At 67.6% G+C, this 14,993-nt stretch carries 16 protein-coding genes and 1 other RNA gene; 10 read left to right on the forward strand and 7 right to left on the reverse strand.

Annotated features, from left to right (window positions below; translation table 11 throughout):
• The first annotated feature begins 122 nt into the window (after positions 1-122).
• From ompA to ssrA, 4 genes are all read left to right on the forward strand, one after another.
• Complete coding sequence (gene ompA, locus GTO19_RS06995; protein WP_009517683.1) at positions 123-770, forward strand: outer membrane protein OmpA; 648 nt, start codon at positions 123-125, stop codon at positions 768-770.
• Between the two features lie 68 nt (positions 771-838).
• Positions 839-1,546 (forward strand): bifunctional 2-polyprenyl-6-hydroxyphenol methylase/3-demethylubiquinol 3-O-methyltransferase UbiG, encoded by a 708-nt coding sequence (gene ubiG / locus GTO19_RS07000; protein ID WP_291019639.1) that lies wholly within the window; start codon positions 839-841, stop codon positions 1,544-1,546.
• 3 nt (positions 1,547-1,549) lie between these two features.
• A complete protein-coding gene (locus tag GTO19_RS07005) occupies positions 1,550-2,224 on the forward strand; it encodes an HAD family hydrolase (protein ID WP_291019641.1) in 675 nt (224 codons plus the stop codon).
• Between the two features lie 14 nt (positions 2,225-2,238).
• Positions 2,239-2,655, forward strand: a transfer-messenger RNA (tmRNA) gene (gene ssrA / locus GTO19_RS07010).
• Here ssrA and GTO19_RS07015 read toward each other — a convergent pair.
• The 3 genes from GTO19_RS07015 to GTO19_RS07025 form a co-directional block, all read right to left on the reverse strand.
• Positions 2,634-3,281, reverse strand: a complete 648-nt coding sequence (locus GTO19_RS07015; protein WP_291019644.1) for a DUF2062 domain-containing protein — start codon at positions 3,279-3,281, stop codon at positions 2,634-2,636. The genes ssrA and GTO19_RS07015 overlap by 22 nt on opposite strands.
• 61 nt (positions 3,282-3,342) lie before the next feature.
• The gene (locus GTO19_RS07020) at positions 3,343-4,077 is read right to left on the reverse strand and encodes a hypothetical protein (RefSeq protein WP_291019647.1); all 735 of its coding nucleotides are present in this window, start codon (positions 4,075-4,077) and stop codon (positions 3,343-3,345) included.
• A 210-nt stretch (positions 4,078-4,287) separates the two neighbouring features.
• Positions 4,288-5,115 carry an alpha/beta hydrolase gene (locus GTO19_RS07025; RefSeq protein ID WP_291019650.1) on the reverse strand — a complete coding sequence of 276 codons (828 nt, stop codon included), beginning with the start codon at positions 5,113-5,115 and terminating at the stop codon, positions 4,288-4,290.
• Positions 5,116-5,167: 52 nt separating this feature from the next.
• Between GTO19_RS07025 and GTO19_RS07030 the strand changes: the two genes are divergently transcribed.
• The 6 genes from GTO19_RS07030 (at position 5,168) to ntrC (ending at position 11,904) form a co-directional block, all read left to right on the forward strand.
• Positions 5,168-6,058 (forward strand): EI24 domain-containing protein, encoded by an 891-nt coding sequence (locus tag GTO19_RS07030; RefSeq protein WP_291019653.1) that lies wholly within the window; start codon positions 5,168-5,170, stop codon positions 6,056-6,058.
• Entirely contained in the window at positions 6,055-6,870 is an 816-nt protein-coding gene (locus GTO19_RS07035) for a molybdopterin-binding protein (RefSeq protein ID WP_291019656.1), read from the forward strand. The genes GTO19_RS07030 and GTO19_RS07035 overlap by 4 nt, the downstream gene beginning before the upstream one ends.
• A 169-nt stretch (positions 6,871-7,039) precedes the next feature.
• Positions 7,040-8,455, forward strand: coding sequence for a type I glutamate--ammonia ligase (gene glnA, locus GTO19_RS07040; RefSeq protein WP_291019658.1), 1,416 nt, complete (start codon positions 7,040-7,042; stop codon positions 8,453-8,455).
• A gap of 175 nt (positions 8,456-8,630) precedes the next feature.
• A complete protein-coding gene (locus GTO19_RS07045; RefSeq protein WP_291020127.1) occupies positions 8,631-9,116 on the forward strand; it encodes a hypothetical protein in 486 nt (161 codons plus the stop codon).
• 60 nt (positions 9,117-9,176) lie between these two features.
• Entirely contained in the window at positions 9,177-10,310 is a 1,134-nt protein-coding gene (gene glnL / locus GTO19_RS07050) for a nitrogen regulation protein NR(II) (protein WP_291019660.1), read from the forward strand.
• A 43-nt stretch (positions 10,311-10,353) separates the two neighbouring features.
• Complete coding sequence (ntrC, locus tag GTO19_RS07055; protein ID WP_291019662.1) at positions 10,354-11,904, forward strand: nitrogen regulation protein NR(I); 1,551 nt, start codon at positions 10,354-10,356, stop codon at positions 11,902-11,904.
• A gap of 6 nt (positions 11,905-11,910) precedes the next feature.
• On the opposite strand, the gene xth is transcribed toward ntrC, so the two are convergent.
• Genes xth through GTO19_RS07075 form a run of 4 tightly spaced genes read right to left on the reverse strand, consistent with a single transcriptional unit; the run spans position 11,911 to position 14,935 of the window.
• The gene (gene xth, locus GTO19_RS07060) at positions 11,911-12,690 is read right to left on the reverse strand and encodes an exodeoxyribonuclease III (protein WP_291020129.1); all 780 of its coding nucleotides are present in this window, start codon (positions 12,688-12,690) and stop codon (positions 11,911-11,913) included.
• A gap of 8 nt (positions 12,691-12,698) precedes the next feature.
• Entirely contained in the window at positions 12,699-13,190 is a 492-nt protein-coding gene (locus GTO19_RS07065) for a dihydrofolate reductase (protein WP_291019664.1), read from the reverse strand.
• A 4-nt stretch (positions 13,191-13,194) separates the two neighbouring features.
• A complete protein-coding gene (locus tag GTO19_RS07070; protein ID WP_291019666.1) occupies positions 13,195-14,091 on the reverse strand; it encodes a DMT family transporter in 897 nt (298 codons plus the stop codon).
• A 7-nt stretch (positions 14,092-14,098) separates the two neighbouring features.
• Complete coding sequence (locus GTO19_RS07075; RefSeq protein ID WP_291019668.1) at positions 14,099-14,935, reverse strand: thymidylate synthase; 837 nt, start codon at positions 14,933-14,935, stop codon at positions 14,099-14,101.
• Between the last annotated feature and the right edge of the window lie 58 nt (positions 14,936-14,993).

Here is a 14,993-nt window from a genome sequence, read left to right on the forward strand (position 1 = left end):
CCCGGGATTGGCGCGATGATCCTTGTGGCACAATGCCCCGAGCGTTTTGGAGTGCTCACATCCAGGCGCCGCTAATCTAATTACGTCACGCAGGTCGTCTGCGGCTTACCTAGAGGAAAACCATGAAGAAACTCAACCGAGTGGCAATGCTGTTTGCAACCGCCGCCATGGCAACGGCTGCTGGCGCCCAGACCATCGACAACTGGCGCAATGGCACCAGCGAGCTGGTGTGGAAGAACGGCACCAACGAACTCTGCTGGCGTGACGCCTCCTGGACGCCTGCGACCGCTGCCAAAGGTTGCGACGGCGCGATCGTGCCCATGGCCGCTCCGGCCCCGGCGCCCGCTCCGGCCCCGGCTCCTGCCGCTGCCCCGGCTCCGGCCCCGGCTCCCGCCGCCGCTCCCGTGGCCGCCGCCACCAAGGTGACCTACGCCGCCGACGCTTTCTTCGATTTCGACAAGGCCGTGCTCAAGCCCGAAGGCCGCGCCAAGCTGGACGACCTGGCTGGCAAGGTTCAAGGCATCAACCTGGAAGTGGTGATCGCCGTCGGCCACACCGACTCGACCGGTGCCGCTGCCTACAACCAGGCCCTGTCGGTGCGCCGTGCAGAAGCCGTCAAGGCTTACCTGGTGAGCAAGGGCATCGAAAGCAACCGCATCTACACCGAAGGTAAGGGTCTGACCCAGCCGGTGGCCGACAACGCCACCCGCGAAGGTCGCTCGAAGAACCGTCGCGTGGAAGTCGAAGTGGTTGGTACCCGCAAGAACTGATCACCTCGGTTTCACTCAAAAAACCGCGCTTCGGCGCGGTTTTTTGTTGTCTTCTTGATAATCGTCCAATGACTGCGCAAATCAATGCCGACCCGGCCGAACTGGCCAAATTCTCCGATCTCGCCCATCGCTGGTGGGACCCCGATGGCGAATTCCGCCCGCTGCATCAGATCAATCCGTTGCGAATGGCGTGGATCGATGGCATTGCCGGCCTGACGGGCAAACGCGTGCTCGACGTGGGTTGTGGCGGCGGCGTTCTGTCAGACGGCATGGCGCGGCTGGGCGCCGACGTGCTCGGCATCGATCTCGCCTCGAAGGCGCTGCGCGTGGCCCAGTTGCACGCATTGGAAGCGGGTACCACGGGCGTGCGCTACCAGGAGATCAGCGTGGAGGAGTTGGCGCGCGAAGAGCCCGAAGGGTTCGACGTGGTGACCTGCATGGAAATGCTCGAGCACGTACCCGACCCCTCATCCGTGGTCCGTGCCTGTGCCGCTCTGGTCAAGCCGGGCGGCCATGTCTTCTTTTCCACGCTCAACCGCAACGCCAAGGCCTTCCTGTTCGCCATTCTCGGGGCCGAGTACGTGCTGGGCCTGCTGCCCCGCGGCACGCATGAGTACGCGCGCTTCATCCGCCCGAGCGAACTCGCGGCACATTGCCGCGCCGCGGGCCTTGACCTGCAGCACACACGCGGCATGGAATACAACCCGCTCACGCGGCGCTACTGGCTCAGCGGCGACACCAGCGTGAACTACCTCTTCGGCACGCGAAAGATCTGATCCATGGCCCCGCGATTCAGCGGCTTGCAAGCCGTTCTGTTCGATCTCGACGGGACCCTGATCGACAGCGCGCCCGACCTGGGCGGCGCGGCCGAGAGCCTGCGCCGGGCACGCGGGCTGCCGCCTCTGCCGCTGGAGGACTACCGTGCGCATGCCGGATCGGGGGCGCGCGGCATGCTTCGGGTGGCATTCGGCATCACACCCGATCACCACGAGTTCGCGGAGCTTCGCAGCGCTTTCCTTGACGCGTACGAAGTGCGCATGCTGGAACTCACGCGGCCGTTCGAGGGGGTCTCGGCGCTGCTGGACACATTGAACCGGGCCGGCATGCCCTGGGGTGTCGTGACCAACAAGATGGAACGCCTCACGCATCCCATCGTCCAGGCACTGCGCCTGTTCGACTCGGCAGGCGCCCTGGTCTGCGGGGATACCACGCCTCACCCCAAGCCGCATCCCGCGCCACTGCTCGAGGCCGCGCAGCGCCTGGGCGTGGAGCCGGCACACTGCCTGTACGTGGGCGACGATCTGCGCGACATCGTCGCGGGTCGCGCGGCGGGCATGTCCACGGTGGCGGCTTGCTATGGCTATCTCGGTGCAGACGCCGATCTCACGAGTTGGGGGGCCAATGCGCATATCGAACAGCCGCTGGACCTCTTGAAACTGATCCATCTGCCCTAAAATCCCTTCCTCCTGGGGCTGCACCGGTTTCGACGTGGGTTCGGACGCGCAGCAGGGCATGCCGAGGTTCTGTCACCTCGTAAAACCGCAGAAACAAACCAACTGCCAATACTGAAGCAGCAAACGCTCCCGTTTATTCCGCCCTCAAAGCGGCTTAAATGGTGCGTACTCGGGGCCTAAACTCCCCGATCCTCGCAACAGCTCGTCGATGGGCTGAGCCGAAGGCCGCAAGGCCTGACGCCGCGAGGTCATTCACATCGACTGGTCCCGCGCCGGGCAGCTTGGCGCGGGATGAGATCCAAGGCTGCTGGCTGACCGGGTAGCGTGCCACTGCGCGATCCGGCTGGCGAGACCCAAAACAGATGGCTACGCATGTAGAACTGCTCGAAGAAGGCTTGCGGACGGGGGTTCAATTCCCCCCAGCTCCACCACCTTTTCCATCGGCGGGCCCAGGGCCCGCCGATGCCCTTTGCGCCAGGCGCCGACGGCGATTCCAGCGCACGCGCAGGCGCCACAAGGCGTCCGTCAGCACATATACCGTCAGGCCACAGGCGATGGCCAGAATCACCAGCCCCGTGAACAGCGGCTTGCCGACTCGGCCGATCTGCGCCAGCCAGCGCTGCAGGCGTTCGACGAGGCCGAGCGACTCGGGCGCTTCTTCGGGCGTGGCGGTCAGTTCTTCCACCAGTCGCTCCTCGTCCAAAGCCCGTTGATGGGCTGGCGCGTCTTCTCCCAGCACCACTTTGCCGAGCCGGTAAGCCGCGTAGTAGACCGGCCCGAAGGTGACCGGGTTGGTGACGAAGGTGCTGGCCATGGCCGCCGGCAGGTTGGCGCGCAGCACCACCGCCGCCACGCCCGCCGCGGGCATCTGCGCGATGGGGATCAGCAGGCCAAAAAACACGCCGAGCGCCACGCCCATGGCCACGCCTTTGCGGCTGAGGTGCCACAGGCGCGGGTGGGACATGAATGGCGCGAGCCAGCGCAGCCAGCGCTGGCTGCGGATCGTGTCGGGGGAGGGCAGCCAGGCTTTGAGCCGGTGCAGGAGGCCTTGGGTCACGGAACGGAGCAAATCCGGGAATTGTCTCTCCGGCAGACCCGGGATCCGGTCCCGAGTTCGCTCAGAGCAGATCGCCCTTGCGGCTGTCCAGCGGCATCAGGAACGAGTTGTTGTCCTGCCACTGCGAGTGGTAGTCGCTGCTGCGCGCGTCCTGCGCGCTGTTGGGCCAGTTGGACAGCGGGTTGAAGTCGCTGTGCGAGCGCGTGCTGCGCTGGCGATTGAGCGCGCTGCGCAGATTGGTTTGCGCGGCAATGATGGCGCGTTCTTCCATCTCGCGTTCCCGCATGGCGCGGTTGAGTTCGGATTCACCCAGGAACTCGGCGCGGATCTCCGCCACCGTGGGCAGACTGTTGGAGCGCACCACCCAGTAGGGCAGGCCGATCTGGCTGAGCAGCGAGTGCTTGAGGGCGCGGGTGCTGCGAGGAATGCCCGCCGGGCCGGGCACGTCGAGGCAGCCGATGACACGTCCGTCGGACTTGCACACGGTGAAGGTGCAGTACACGCCGCCCAGCAGGCGGTACCACTCCATGCCTTCTTCGCGCTGGCGGGGCAGGGTGAAGCGCGTCACCGGCAGCTTGATCATGACGTGGTGGTCGTAGAAGGCGCGCGAGAGCCAGTGCCAGACGCGGGCTTCCTCGCTGTTGGCCAGGGGCCGGCCCGCCAGCGGCCAGTGCTTGGGCAGGCGGCGCTTCTGCCGCGCCTGCCGTTCCGCCCAGTACCGATGCAGCAGCGCACCCACCGCCAGCAGGGCGGGCACGAGAGCGGCGATCAGCCAGGGATGGGTCCAGATGCTCATGCGGTCGGGGAGGGCGTGACCAAGATGTATCAAAGTGTATAGATTCGGCCGCCCTGCCGACTGCACGTCCTGACCAAAGCGTGACGGCTCGTGATTTCGTTGGGGATTTGGGCGCCCGTTTGTGGCCGGCAGGCTGCGACCGGCACTCGGCGTGCCCGATTGTGAGGGGGTGGATGGAGGCGTTCGTCCATCAGATGGGGTAACCCGGGCTCATGTCGTGATGGAAGACCGGAACCAGCGGTCGAGTGCCTCGGTGAGTTCGTGCGGTTTGTCACGGTGCGGGCTGTGTCCGCAGTCGTCCAGCGCCAGTATGTCGGCGTGCGGCGCCCTTTCCTGCACACGGTGTAACTGTTGCAGCGTGCCGTATTCGTCCTGCCGGCCCTGCACCAGCAGCAGCGGGACGCGGATGTCGGCGCAGGTGTCCAGGATGTCGAAGCCGCGGAAGGCCGGGCTGAGCCAGACGTCGTTCCATTGCCAGAAGGCGTTGTCCACGTCGCGGTGGTACCGGGCCAGGCGCTGCCGCAGTCCCCGGGGGTCGTCGAGCGTGGCCTGGTACTGGTCCCGAGCCTGCGCGATGGAACGGATCGACACATCCTCGACGAAGGCGTGTGGGGCGATGGCCACGCAGCCCGCCACGGAATGCCGGCTCGCGTGGAGCAGGGCGATGGTGGCGCCATCGGAATGGCCCACGAGCAGTGGCTCGCGGATGCCCAGCCGGGACAGCAGCAGCGGCAGCACCTCGAAAGCCTCGCGGTGCATGTAGTCGGGCTCGTGGCGCCCGACGTGCCAGAAGCCCTCCTGGCGCGGTGCGCCACGCACGTCGGCCACGGGATCGGACTGGCCGTAGCCGCGGCGCGAGAACAGCCAGCCGGCGCGCCCGCTGGCCTGGCACAGCACTTCGGGCCAGCAAAGGCCCCGTTGGGTCCACATGGCGACACTGCCCAGACCTTCGTGCAGGAAGACCAAAGGGGCGAGGGCGGGGTCGCCGGGAATCTGCGCGACTTCCAGCCGCACGCCATGAACATCGATGCGATCCATGGGCGACATCCTAGCGGCGGGGTTGTCAGCGCTTGCGGGTATTCTTCGCGCCATGCGAGCGATGTTCGATGCCTTCTGGCGCGCGGTGGCGTACTGCATGCACCCGCGCGTGATCGCGCTGTCTTTCCTACCCCTGGTGCTGATGGTGGCGCTGTCCTTCGCCCTGGGCTATTTCTTCTGGGATGGCGCGGTGGCCTCCGTCATGGCGTGGTTCGAGGCTTTCCAACTCGTGCAGGCCTTCCTCGGCTGGCTCGACGGCCTGGGCATGGGCTCGCTGCGTGCCGTGTTCGCGCCCCTGATCGTGCTGGTGCTCGCCACGCCGGTCATCGTGTTGCTGTGCCTGCTGCTGGTGGCGGCCTTCATGACACCGGCGATGGTCGATCTGGTGGGTCAGCGCCGCTTTCCGCAGCTGGAGAAGCGGCGCGGCGGCTCTTTCGTCGTGAGCGTGCTGTGGTCGCTGGGCTCCACGCTGCTGGCGGTGGTGGTATTGCTGCTGTCCATGCCGCTGTGGCTGGTGCCGCCCCTGGTGCTCATCCTGCCGCCGCTGATCTGGGGCTGGCTCACCTACCGCGTATTTGCCTTCGACGCCCTGGCCACGCACGCCAGCGCCGACGAGCGCCGACGGATCATGCGCGAGCACCGCAGCACCCTGCTGGTGATGGGCGTGCTGTGCGGCTACCTGGGTGCCGCGCCCAGCCTGCTGTGGGCGTCCGGCGCGATGTTCATTGCCCTGGCGCCGCTGCTGGTGCCGGTGGCGATCTGGGTCTACACCCTTGTCTTCGCATTCGCCTCGCTGTGGTTCGCGCACTACGCACTGGCGGTGCTGGAGCGCCTGCGTGCCGTGGTGCCGGTCGAGGTGGTGCCGGTCGAGCCGGCGCTGCATCCGCCGGCCCCGCCCGCTCCCGGCCCATTGCCACTGCCGCCGGAGTCGCCCGCGCCATGAGCACCGGCTTCGGGTTGATCATCGTGGGCGACGAGATCCTGTCGGGCAAGCGGCAGGACAAGCACCTGCCCAAGGTGGCCGAGCTGATGGCTGAGCGCGGCCTGTCGCTCAACTGGGCCCAGGTGGTGGGCGACGACCGCGCGCGCATCACCTCGGCGCTGCGCGCGGCCTTCTCCGGCGCCGACCCGGTGTTCTGTTGCGGCGGCATCGGCGCCACCCCGGACGACCACACCCGCCAGTGCGCGGCGGCCGCGCTCGGTGTCGAGCTTGAGCTTCACCCGCAGGCCGCGCGGCTGATCGAGGAGCGCATGCGCGACGTGGCGGCCGAGCAGGGCGTGCCGTTCGAGCCCGAGCGGCCGGACAACGTGCACCGGTACAACATGGGCGTGTTCCCGGTGGGGGCCACCCTCATCCCCAACCCGTACAACAAGATCCCGGGCTTCAGTTGCCGCGGGCCTGGCGGTGCCGAGGTGCACTTCGTGCCCGGCTTTCCCGTGATGGCCTGGCCCATGCTGGCCTGGGTGCTCGATCAGCACTACGCCCATCTGCACCAGGAAGGCGCCTGGCGCGAACACTCGGTGATCGTGATGGGCGCGATGGAAGCCGCGCTCACGCCGCTGATGGAGCGGATCGAGGCCGCGCACGCGGTCAAGGTGTTCAGCCTGCCCAGTGTGGACCACCCCACCTACGGTCGACACATCGAACTGGGTGTCAAGGGCGCGGCGCAGGCGGTCGAGCCCGCCTTTGTCGAGCTGCTGGCCGGCCTGCGTGCACAGGGCGCCGAAACGGGCCCTGAATTGGTGCGGCCATGAAAATCCTTAAATTGGTGCGTTAATGCACCATTAGTGTGCGAAATCGGCCGCGGCAACCGTGCCAAGGCGGTGCGCGCCAGCCGGCGGCCCCGCCCGCATGGCATGGAAACTGCATGCCACCCCTGCGTATTACCCTTTCAACCCACCCTTCCAGACACAGGAGCAATTGATGGCCAAGACCGTCGCAGACGTGATGCAGATGGTGAAGGACAACGAAGTCAAATTCGTCGACTTCCGTTTCACCGACACCCGAGGCAAGGAGCAACACGTCACCGTGCCGATTTCGGCGTTCAGCGAGGACAAATTCACCTCGGGCCACGCCTTCGACGGCTCCTCCATCGCCGGCTGGAAGGGCATCGAGGCCTCGGACATGCAGCTCATGCCCGACGCCAACACCGCCAACATCGACCCCTTCTTCGAAGAAACCACGCTGTTCCTGCAGTGCGACGTGGTCGAGCCCAGCGACGGCAAGGCCTATGACCGCGACCCGCGCTCGATCGCCAAGCGCGCCGAGGCCTACCTGAAGGCCACCGGCATGGGCGACACCGCCTTCTTCGGGCCGGAACCCGAATTCTTCATCTTCGACGGTGTTCGCTGGAGCAACGAGCCCGGTCGCGTCGGCTTCGAGATCGAAGAATACGAAGCCCCCTGGAACAGCGGCGCCAAGCTCGAAGGCGGCAACCGCGGCCACCGTCCCACTGTCAAGGGTGGCTACTTCCCCGTGCCCCCGGTCGACAGCACGCAGGACATGCGCGCCGAGATGTCCCTGATCCTCGAATCGCTGGGCATCCCCGTCGAGGTGTTCCACCACGAAGTGGCGGGCGCCGGCCAGAACGAGATCGGCACCAAGTTCAGCACGCTCGTCGAGCGCGCCGACTGGACCCAGGTGCTGAAGTACGTGGTGTGGAACGTGGCCAACGCCTATGGCAAGACCGCCACCTTCATGCCCAAGCCCTTCGCCGGCGACAACGGCTCCGGCATGCACGTGCACCAGTCGATCTGGAAGGACGGCAAGCCCCTGTTCGCCGGCGACGGCTACGCCGGTCTGTCCGAGATCGCGCTGTTCTACATCGGCGGCATCATCAAGCACGCCCGCGCGCTCAACGCCTTCACCAACCCCGGCACCAACAGCTACAAGCGCCTGGTGCCCGGCTTCGAAGCCCCGGTGAAGCTGGCCTACAGCTCGCGCAACCGCTCGGCTTCCATCCGCATCCCGTACGTGGCGAACCCGAAAGGCCGCCGCATCGAAGCGCGCTTCCCCGATCCTTCGGCCAACCCGTACCTGGCGTTCTCGGCCCTGATGATGGCCGGCCTGGACGGCGTGGAGAACAAGATCCACCCGGGCGAAGCCGCCACGAAGGACCTGTACCACCTGCCGCCCGAAGAGGACAAGCTGGTCCCCACCGTGTGCCACAGCCTGGACCAGGCCCTGGAGTACCTCGACAAGGACCGTGCCTTCCTCACCAAGGGCGGCGTGTTCACCGACTCCATGCTCGACGCCTACATCGAGCTCAAGATGGGCGAGGTGACCCGCTTCCGCATGGCGCCGCACCCGGTCGAGTACGACATGTACTACAGCCTGTGATCGCCGGCCCGCGACAGCGGGCCCGCCCATGCAGCAGGGACGGCTCCGGCCGTCCCTTTTTGTTGGGCGCACGTCGATGCGGGTAGGCCCGTGGCACTTTCGTCAGGCAATTGCGTCATACTGCCCCGCGCCGAACGTTGCTGGAGGTTCCGTGTCCGTTTCCCTGTCTCGCCCGATGCCCCACCTGCCGCTGATGCTGGCGGCCCTGATGGCCGCGCCGGCCCTGGCGCAGGACACCATCTACCGCTGCGGCAACGAGTACACCAACAACCCCGCCGTGGCCAAGCAGCGCGGCTGCACGCCGCTGCAGGGCGGCAACGTCACCGTCATCGAAGGCACCCGTCCCAGCCCAGCCGCCACGCCGCGCAGCGGGGCCGGCAGCGGCAACGCCGCGCCGCGCGTGGACAGCGCCGCGCAGCGCGCACGTGACGCCGACGCCCGTGCCATCCTCGAGACCGAGCTGCGACGGGCCGAAGAGCGCCTGGCCGAGGCGCAGAAGGCCTACGCAAACGGCGAACCCGAAAAGCAGGGCATCGAGGGGCGCAACCACCAGCGCTACCTCGACCGCGTGGCCGAACTCAAGGCCGCGGTCGGCCGGGCCGAGAACGACGTGGCCGGCATCCGCCGAGAGCTGCAGCGGCTGGGGCCCCCCGCCAACTGAGCGTTTTTGCTGCGGCCCCCCAGGGCCGGCCCTGCGCTGGCGCCGCCCGACTGCCGCACAATGGGCGGCTTGAAAAAGCCAGACGCCTCCTCCCTCTTCAACCTCGTTGCCCGGCGCGGTGCCGCCCGCAAGGAGCCCGCCGTGAGCCCGCGCTTCCAGGCGCTCGACCTGCTGGCCACCTTGGTCGCAGTGGTCGACCACCAGGGCAAGGTCTTGTACGCCAACGCCGTGCTCGAGGACGCGCTGGGCATGTCCAGGCGCAGCATCACCGGTGCGAACCTCCAGGATGTCTTCACCGAGCCGGTGCTGCTCGACAACGCGCTGCAAGGTGCGCGCGACAACGAGTTCGCGGCCTTGCGCTACGACGCCCACCTGCGCCGGCTCAACCACGATTCCCTGCCTGTGCACGTGGTGGTGGCCCAGAACGAGAACGCGGGCGAGGTGGTGGTGGAGATGCTGCCGCAGGAGCAGCAAACCCGCCAGGAGCGTGAGGCGCGCCTGCTCGACCAGGCCCAGGCCAACAAAGAGCTGATCCGCAACCTGGCGCACGAGATCAAGAACCCCCTGGGGGGCATTCGCGGCGCCGCGCAGTTGCTGCAGATGGAGCTGCAGGCGAAGGAGCTGATCGAGTACACGCAGGTCATCATCCACGAGGCCGACCGCCTGCAGTCGCTGGTCGATCGGCTGCTGGCACCGCACCGGCGGCCGCACGTGGTGGGCGACGTCAACATCCACGAGGTCTGCGAGCGCGTGCGCTCGCTCATCCTGGCCGAGTTCCCGCGGGGCCTGAAGGTCGTTCGCGACTACGACACCTCCATTCCCGAATTCCGCGGCGACCGTGAGCAGTTGATACAGGCGGTGCTCAACATCACCCACAACGCGGCGCAGGCGCTCGCCGAGCGCATCGAGGCGGGCGACGCGCGCATCACCCTGCGCACGCGCGTGGGCCGCCAGCTCACTTTCGGCAAGCAGCGCTACCGGCTGGCACTGGAATTGCATGTCATCGACAACGGGCCCGGCGTGCCGGACTCGATCAAGGACCGCATCTTCTTCCCGCTGGTGTCGGGTCGCGACGGTGGCTCCGGCCTGGGGCTCACGCTGGCGCAGACCTTCGTGCAGCAGCACCATGGCCTGATCGAGTGTGAGAGCGTGCCGGGGGAGACGGACTTCAAGATCCTGATCCCGCTGCCCTGACCGATAGCAACCACGCACGCGCGACTGAAGGGACCCCTGATACATGAAGCCGATCTGGATAGTGGATGACGACCAGTCCATCCGCTTCGTTCTCGAGAAGGCTTTGCTCCGCGAGAACCTGCCCACCCGCAGCTTCACGAGCGCGCCCGAGGTGCTCAAGGCGCTGAACGAACCGAACGATGCGGACGGCCCGCAGATCCTGGTGAGCGACATCCGCATGCCTGGTGGTTCGGGCCTGGACCTGCTCGAGAAGGTCAAGGAGCGTTTCCCCACGCTGCCGGTCATCATCATGACGGCCTTCTCCGATCTCGACAGCGCGGTCGCGGCCTTCCAGGGCGGCGCTTTCGAGTACCTGCCCAAGCCCTTTGACCTGACCAAGGCGGTGGAGCTGATCCGCCGTGCGGTGGACGAGAGCCAGCGCGAGGAGGTGTCGGAAGAGCGCCTGAGCGCCGCCCCCGAGATGCTGGGCCAGGCCCCCGCCATGCAGGACGTGTTCCGCGCCATCGGCCGCCTCAGCCAGAGCCAGGTGACCGTGCTGATCACGGGCGAGTCGGGCACGGGCAAGGAGCTGGTGGCGCGCGCGCTGCACAAGCACTCGCCGCGCGCGGACGGCCCCTTCGTCGCCATCAACACGGCCGCCATTCCGGAGGACCTGCTGGAGAGCGAGCTGTTCGGCCACGAGCGCGGTGCCTTCACCGGCGCGCAGACCATGCGCCGCGGCCGCTTCGAGCAGGCCGACGGCGGCACGCTGTTCCTCGACGAGATCGGCGACATGCCCTTCGACCTGCAGACGCGCCTGCTGCGCGTGCTGTCCGATGGGCACTTCTACCGCGTGGGGGGCCACAGCGCCGTGCGCGCCAACGTGCGTGTCATCGCGGCCACGCACCAGAACCTCGAGCAGCGCGTGAAGGAAGGCGTGTTCCGCGAGGACCTGTTCCACCGCCTCAACGTGATCCGCCTGCGCCTGCCCGCGCTGCGCGAGCGCAGGGAGGACGTGCCCATGCTCACGCGCTTTTTCCTGCAGCAGAGCGCCAAGCAGCTCGGTGTCGAGCCCAAGCGCATCGCCGAGTCGGCGCTCAAGCTGCTGGGCAACTTCGACTTCCCCGGCAACGTGCGCCAGCTGGAGAACCTCTGCCACTGGCTGACCGTGATGGCGCCGGCCCAGGTGATCGAGGTGAAGGATCTGCCCCCCGAGGTGCTCAACGCCGTCGGTAAGGCCGAGGTGGCCGGCGCAGCGACGCCCATGCGCGCGCCGGAGCCGGTGGTGACGATGAGCGAGCCCGCCGTGTCGGCGCCGGTGGTGGTGGCGCCCAGTGCTTCACCGCCCGCCATGCCTGTGGCCGCGCAGGTGCCGGCAGCCGTGGTTCCGGAAGGCTCGACGGCCACCTGGGAGGCCGGCCTGCAGGCCGAGGCCATGGCCCTGCTGGAGACCGGACGCACCGACGTGTGGGACGTGCTCACGCGCCGCTTCGAGACCCGGCTCATCCAGACCGCGCTGGCCAATACGCGCGGCCGGCGCATCGAGGCGGCTCACAAGCTGGGCATCGGGCGCAACACCATCACGCGCAAGATCCAGGAACTGGGGATGGAGTGAACGGGCTCAGCCGCCCAGCGTGACCACCACCGGCGCGTGGTCGCTGGGCTGCGGGTTCTTGCGCGGCAAGCGGTCGATCTGGCAGGCCGTCACCGAGCCGCGAAGCGCCTCGCTCACGAGGATGTGGTCGATGCGCAGCCCGCGGTTCTTCTGGAAGCCGAGCATGCGGTAGTCCCACCACGAGAAGCTCTTCTCGGGCTGCTCGAACATCCGGTAGGCGTCCGTCAAGCCGAGCTGCAGCAGCGCCTGGAAATGCTGGCGCTCTTCCACCGTGTGGTGGATCGTGTCCTTCAGGCCCACGGGGTCGAAGGAGTCGCGGTCCTCGGGCGCCACGTTGAAATCGCCCAGCAGCACCAGGCGCGGGTGCACCTTCAGCTCCTCCTGCAGCCAGCGGTGCAGTGCCTCCAGCCAGCGCATCTTGTAGGCGAACTTCTCGGTGCCGGGCGCCTGGCCGTTGACGAAGTAGCAGTTGACCAGGCGCAAGGGGCCGTCCGGCGTGTCCAGCGTTCCCGCGATCACGCGCGACTGGTCATCGGTGTGCTGCGGGATGTTGCGCACCACGTCCGTCACCGGCGTGCGGCTGAGAATCGCCACGCCGTTGTACGTCTTCTGCCCGAACACGGCCGCGTGATACCCGGCCTCCTTCAAGGCGTCGTACGGAAACTTCTCGTCGACCAGCTTGAGTTCCTGCAGGCCGAGGGCGTCGACCGGGTTGGCGGCCAGCCAGTCCAGCACCTGGGGCAGGCGCACGGAGAGGGAGTTGATGTTCCAGGTGGCGAGTCGCATCGGCATGCTCATTCCTTGCGGTCGTGGGTCACGAAGGCGAACGGCAGGCCGTTCGCCGCGGTGTGCGCTTCGCGCGAGCTCTCCGTCCATTGCGCACCCAGCGCCGGCATGAAGGCGTCGCCCTCGAAGTCGCGTGCGATCTCGGTCACCACCACGCGCTGCGCGTGGGGCAGGGCCTGGCGGTACACCTCGGCCCCGCCGATCACCCAGACCTCGGCCGCGTCGGCGCACAGCGCCAATGCTTCGTCGATGGAGCCCGCCCGGCTCGCGCCTTCGGCCTGCCATTGCGGGTCGCGCGTGAGCACGACGTTGCGCCGCCCTGGCAACGGCCGAAAGCGCGGCGGCAGGGAGTCCCAGGTCTTGCGGCCCATCACCACCGGGCAGCCCATGGTCAGCCGCTTGAAATGCGCCATGTCCTCGGGCAGGTGCCAGGGCAGGGCGTTGTCCTTGCCGATCACGCCGTTGGCGGCGCGCGCATAGATGAGGTTCAGACGGGGCATCCGCCTATTGTGCCGAGGCGGCCCGCGCAGCGCGCGAGGGCAGCAGCACACTGGCGATGGCGACCATCACGAAGACGATGGCCAGCCAGTCCTGCCAGTGCGGGATCTCGCCCACGATGAAGGTGGCGGAGAGCGTGCCCACCAGGGGGATGGCCATCACGCTCATGGCACTGGTGGCCGGTGGCAGGTGGCGCGCCAGGCCGAACCAGATGAGCTGGGCGACGCCGTAGTTGATGAGCACGCCATACGCCAGGGCCAGCCACATCGGCAGGCTGAAGGCTTCGGGATGCGGCAGGGGCTCCAGCGCAATCGCCAGCGGCCACAGCACCAGGCCGCCGAGCAGCAGCATCCACACCGTCACCACCATGGGGGAGAGCTGGAAGCGCGCGCGGCGAAACATCAGCGTGCCCAGCCCCCAGCTCACCGCCGCGCCCAGCATCCACGCAATGCCCACGGGCCGCCCGCTCAGGCTGCTGAGCTCGTGCCACAGCAGCAAGGCGATGGCGATGCCGGCAGACACCACGGCCAGGCGCACGCGCGGCGTGGTGCGTTCGCCAAAAAAGGCCGCGCCCAGCAGCACGGTGAAGATCGGCATGGTGAAGCCGACGATGGCGGCACGGCCCGAGGCCAGTTCCTGCACGCCGAAGATCGAGAAGGTGTGCCAGCCCAGCACGTTGGGCAGGCCAAGCCAGGCGATGGTGACCCACTCCGCGCGCGTCGGCCACATGCGCTCGCCACGCCGCTGCACGTAGACAAAGAGCCAGGCGGCGCCCAGCAGCATGGTGCTGGCGCGGAAGTACAGCGGCGTGAGCTCCTGCAGCGAGAGCTTCATCATGGGCCAGTTCACGCCCCACATGAGCGTGAGGCCCACCAGGGCCCAGAGTTGCCGGCGGCTGAGCATCGCGCGCTCAGACCGCGACCGGCGCCTTGATCACCGCGTGGTGCTGGTAGTCCAGGATCTCGAAGTCCTCGGGCTCGTAGTCGAAGATCGAGGCCGGGCGGCGCTTGATGCGCAGCGTGGGGTAGGGGAAAGGCGTGCGCGACAGCTGCTCCTGCACCTGCTCGCGGTGGTTGCTGTAGATGTGGCAGTCGCCGCCCGTCCAGATGAACTCGCCCACGTCCAGATCGCACTGCTGCGCGAGCATGTGCGTGAGCAGAGCGTAGCTGGCGATGTTGAAAGGCACGCCGAGGAAGATGTCGGCGCTGCGCTGGTAGAGCTGGCAACTGAGTTTGCCGCGCCCGCCGGGCGTCTGCGAGGGCGCCACGTAGAACTGGAAGAACGCGTGGCAAGGCAGCAGCGCCATCTGGTCCAGGTCGGCCACGTTCCAGGCGCTCACGATGATGCGGCGCGAATCCGGGTTGGTCTTGAGCTGCTTCACCACCTCGGCGATCTGGTCGATGTGGCGGCCGTCGGGGGCGGGCCAGTTGCGCCACTGCACGCCGTACACGGGACCGAGGTCGCCGTCCTCGCGCGCCCATTCGTCCCAGATGGTGCAGCCGCGCTCCTGCAGCCACTTGACGTTGCTGTCGCCCCGCAGGAACCACAGCAGCTCCACGATGATGGCCTTGGTGAAGACCTTCTTGGTCGTGACCAGCGGGAAGCCTTCGTTCAGGTCGAAGCGCATCTGGTGCCCGAACACGCTGAGCGTGCCGGTGCCGGTGCGGTCGGTCTTGGGCACGCCCGTGGTGAACACGTGGCGCATGAAGTCTTCGTACTGGGAGCGAACGGGGCGGGGGGAGGTCATGGCGGTGGCGCGGGGTGCCAAAAGGGACTGGCCGGCATTGTGCACCGGCCCGCGCCGC

It is taken from the genome of Hydrogenophaga sp., assembly GCF_011772445.1.
Classification (GTDB): Bacteria; Pseudomonadota; Gammaproteobacteria; order Burkholderiales; family Burkholderiaceae_C; genus Hydrogenophaga.

Excerpts from the sequence above, each read along its gene's own strand:
- ompA (WP_009517683.1), top strand. The coding sequence starts at position 123 with ATGAAGAAACTCAACCGAGTGGCAATGCTGTTTGCAACCGCCGCCATG.
- ubiG (WP_291019639.1), top strand. The coding sequence starts at position 839 with ATGACTGCGCAAATCAATGCCGACCCGGCCGAACTGGCCAAATTCTCC.
- GTO19_RS07005 (WP_291019641.1), top strand. The coding sequence starts at position 1,550 with ATGGCCCCGCGATTCAGCGGCTTGCAAGCCGTTCTGTTCGATCTCGAC.
- GTO19_RS07020 (WP_291019647.1), bottom strand. The coding sequence starts at position 4,077 with ATGAGCATCTGGACCCATCCCTGGCTGATCGCCGCTCTCGTGCCCGCC.
- GTO19_RS07025 (WP_291019650.1), bottom strand. The coding sequence starts at position 5,115 with ATGGATCGCATCGATGTTCATGGCGTGCGGCTGGAAGTCGCGCAGATT.
- GTO19_RS07030 (WP_291019653.1), top strand. The coding sequence starts at position 5,168 with ATGCGAGCGATGTTCGATGCCTTCTGGCGCGCGGTGGCGTACTGCATG.
- GTO19_RS07035 (WP_291019656.1), top strand. The coding sequence starts at position 6,055 with ATGAGCACCGGCTTCGGGTTGATCATCGTGGGCGACGAGATCCTGTCG.
- glnA (WP_291019658.1), top strand. The coding sequence starts at position 7,040 with ATGGCCAAGACCGTCGCAGACGTGATGCAGATGGTGAAGGACAACGAA.
- GTO19_RS07045 (WP_291020127.1), top strand. The coding sequence starts at position 8,631 with ATGCCCCACCTGCCGCTGATGCTGGCGGCCCTGATGGCCGCGCCGGCC.
- glnL (WP_291019660.1), top strand. The coding sequence starts at position 9,177 with ATGGGCGGCTTGAAAAAGCCAGACGCCTCCTCCCTCTTCAACCTCGTT.
- ntrC (WP_291019662.1), top strand. The coding sequence starts at position 10,354 with ATGAAGCCGATCTGGATAGTGGATGACGACCAGTCCATCCGCTTCGTT.
- xth (WP_291020129.1), bottom strand. The coding sequence starts at position 12,690 with ATGCGACTCGCCACCTGGAACATCAACTCCCTCTCCGTGCGCCTGCCC.
- GTO19_RS07065 (WP_291019664.1), bottom strand. The coding sequence starts at position 13,190 with ATGCCCCGTCTGAACCTCATCTATGCGCGCGCCGCCAACGGCGTGATC.
- GTO19_RS07070 (WP_291019666.1), bottom strand. The coding sequence starts at position 14,091 with ATGCTCAGCCGCCGGCAACTCTGGGCCCTGGTGGGCCTCACGCTCATG.
- GTO19_RS07075 (WP_291019668.1), bottom strand. The coding sequence starts at position 14,935 with ATGACCTCCCCCCGCCCCGTTCGCTCCCAGTACGAAGACTTCATGCGC.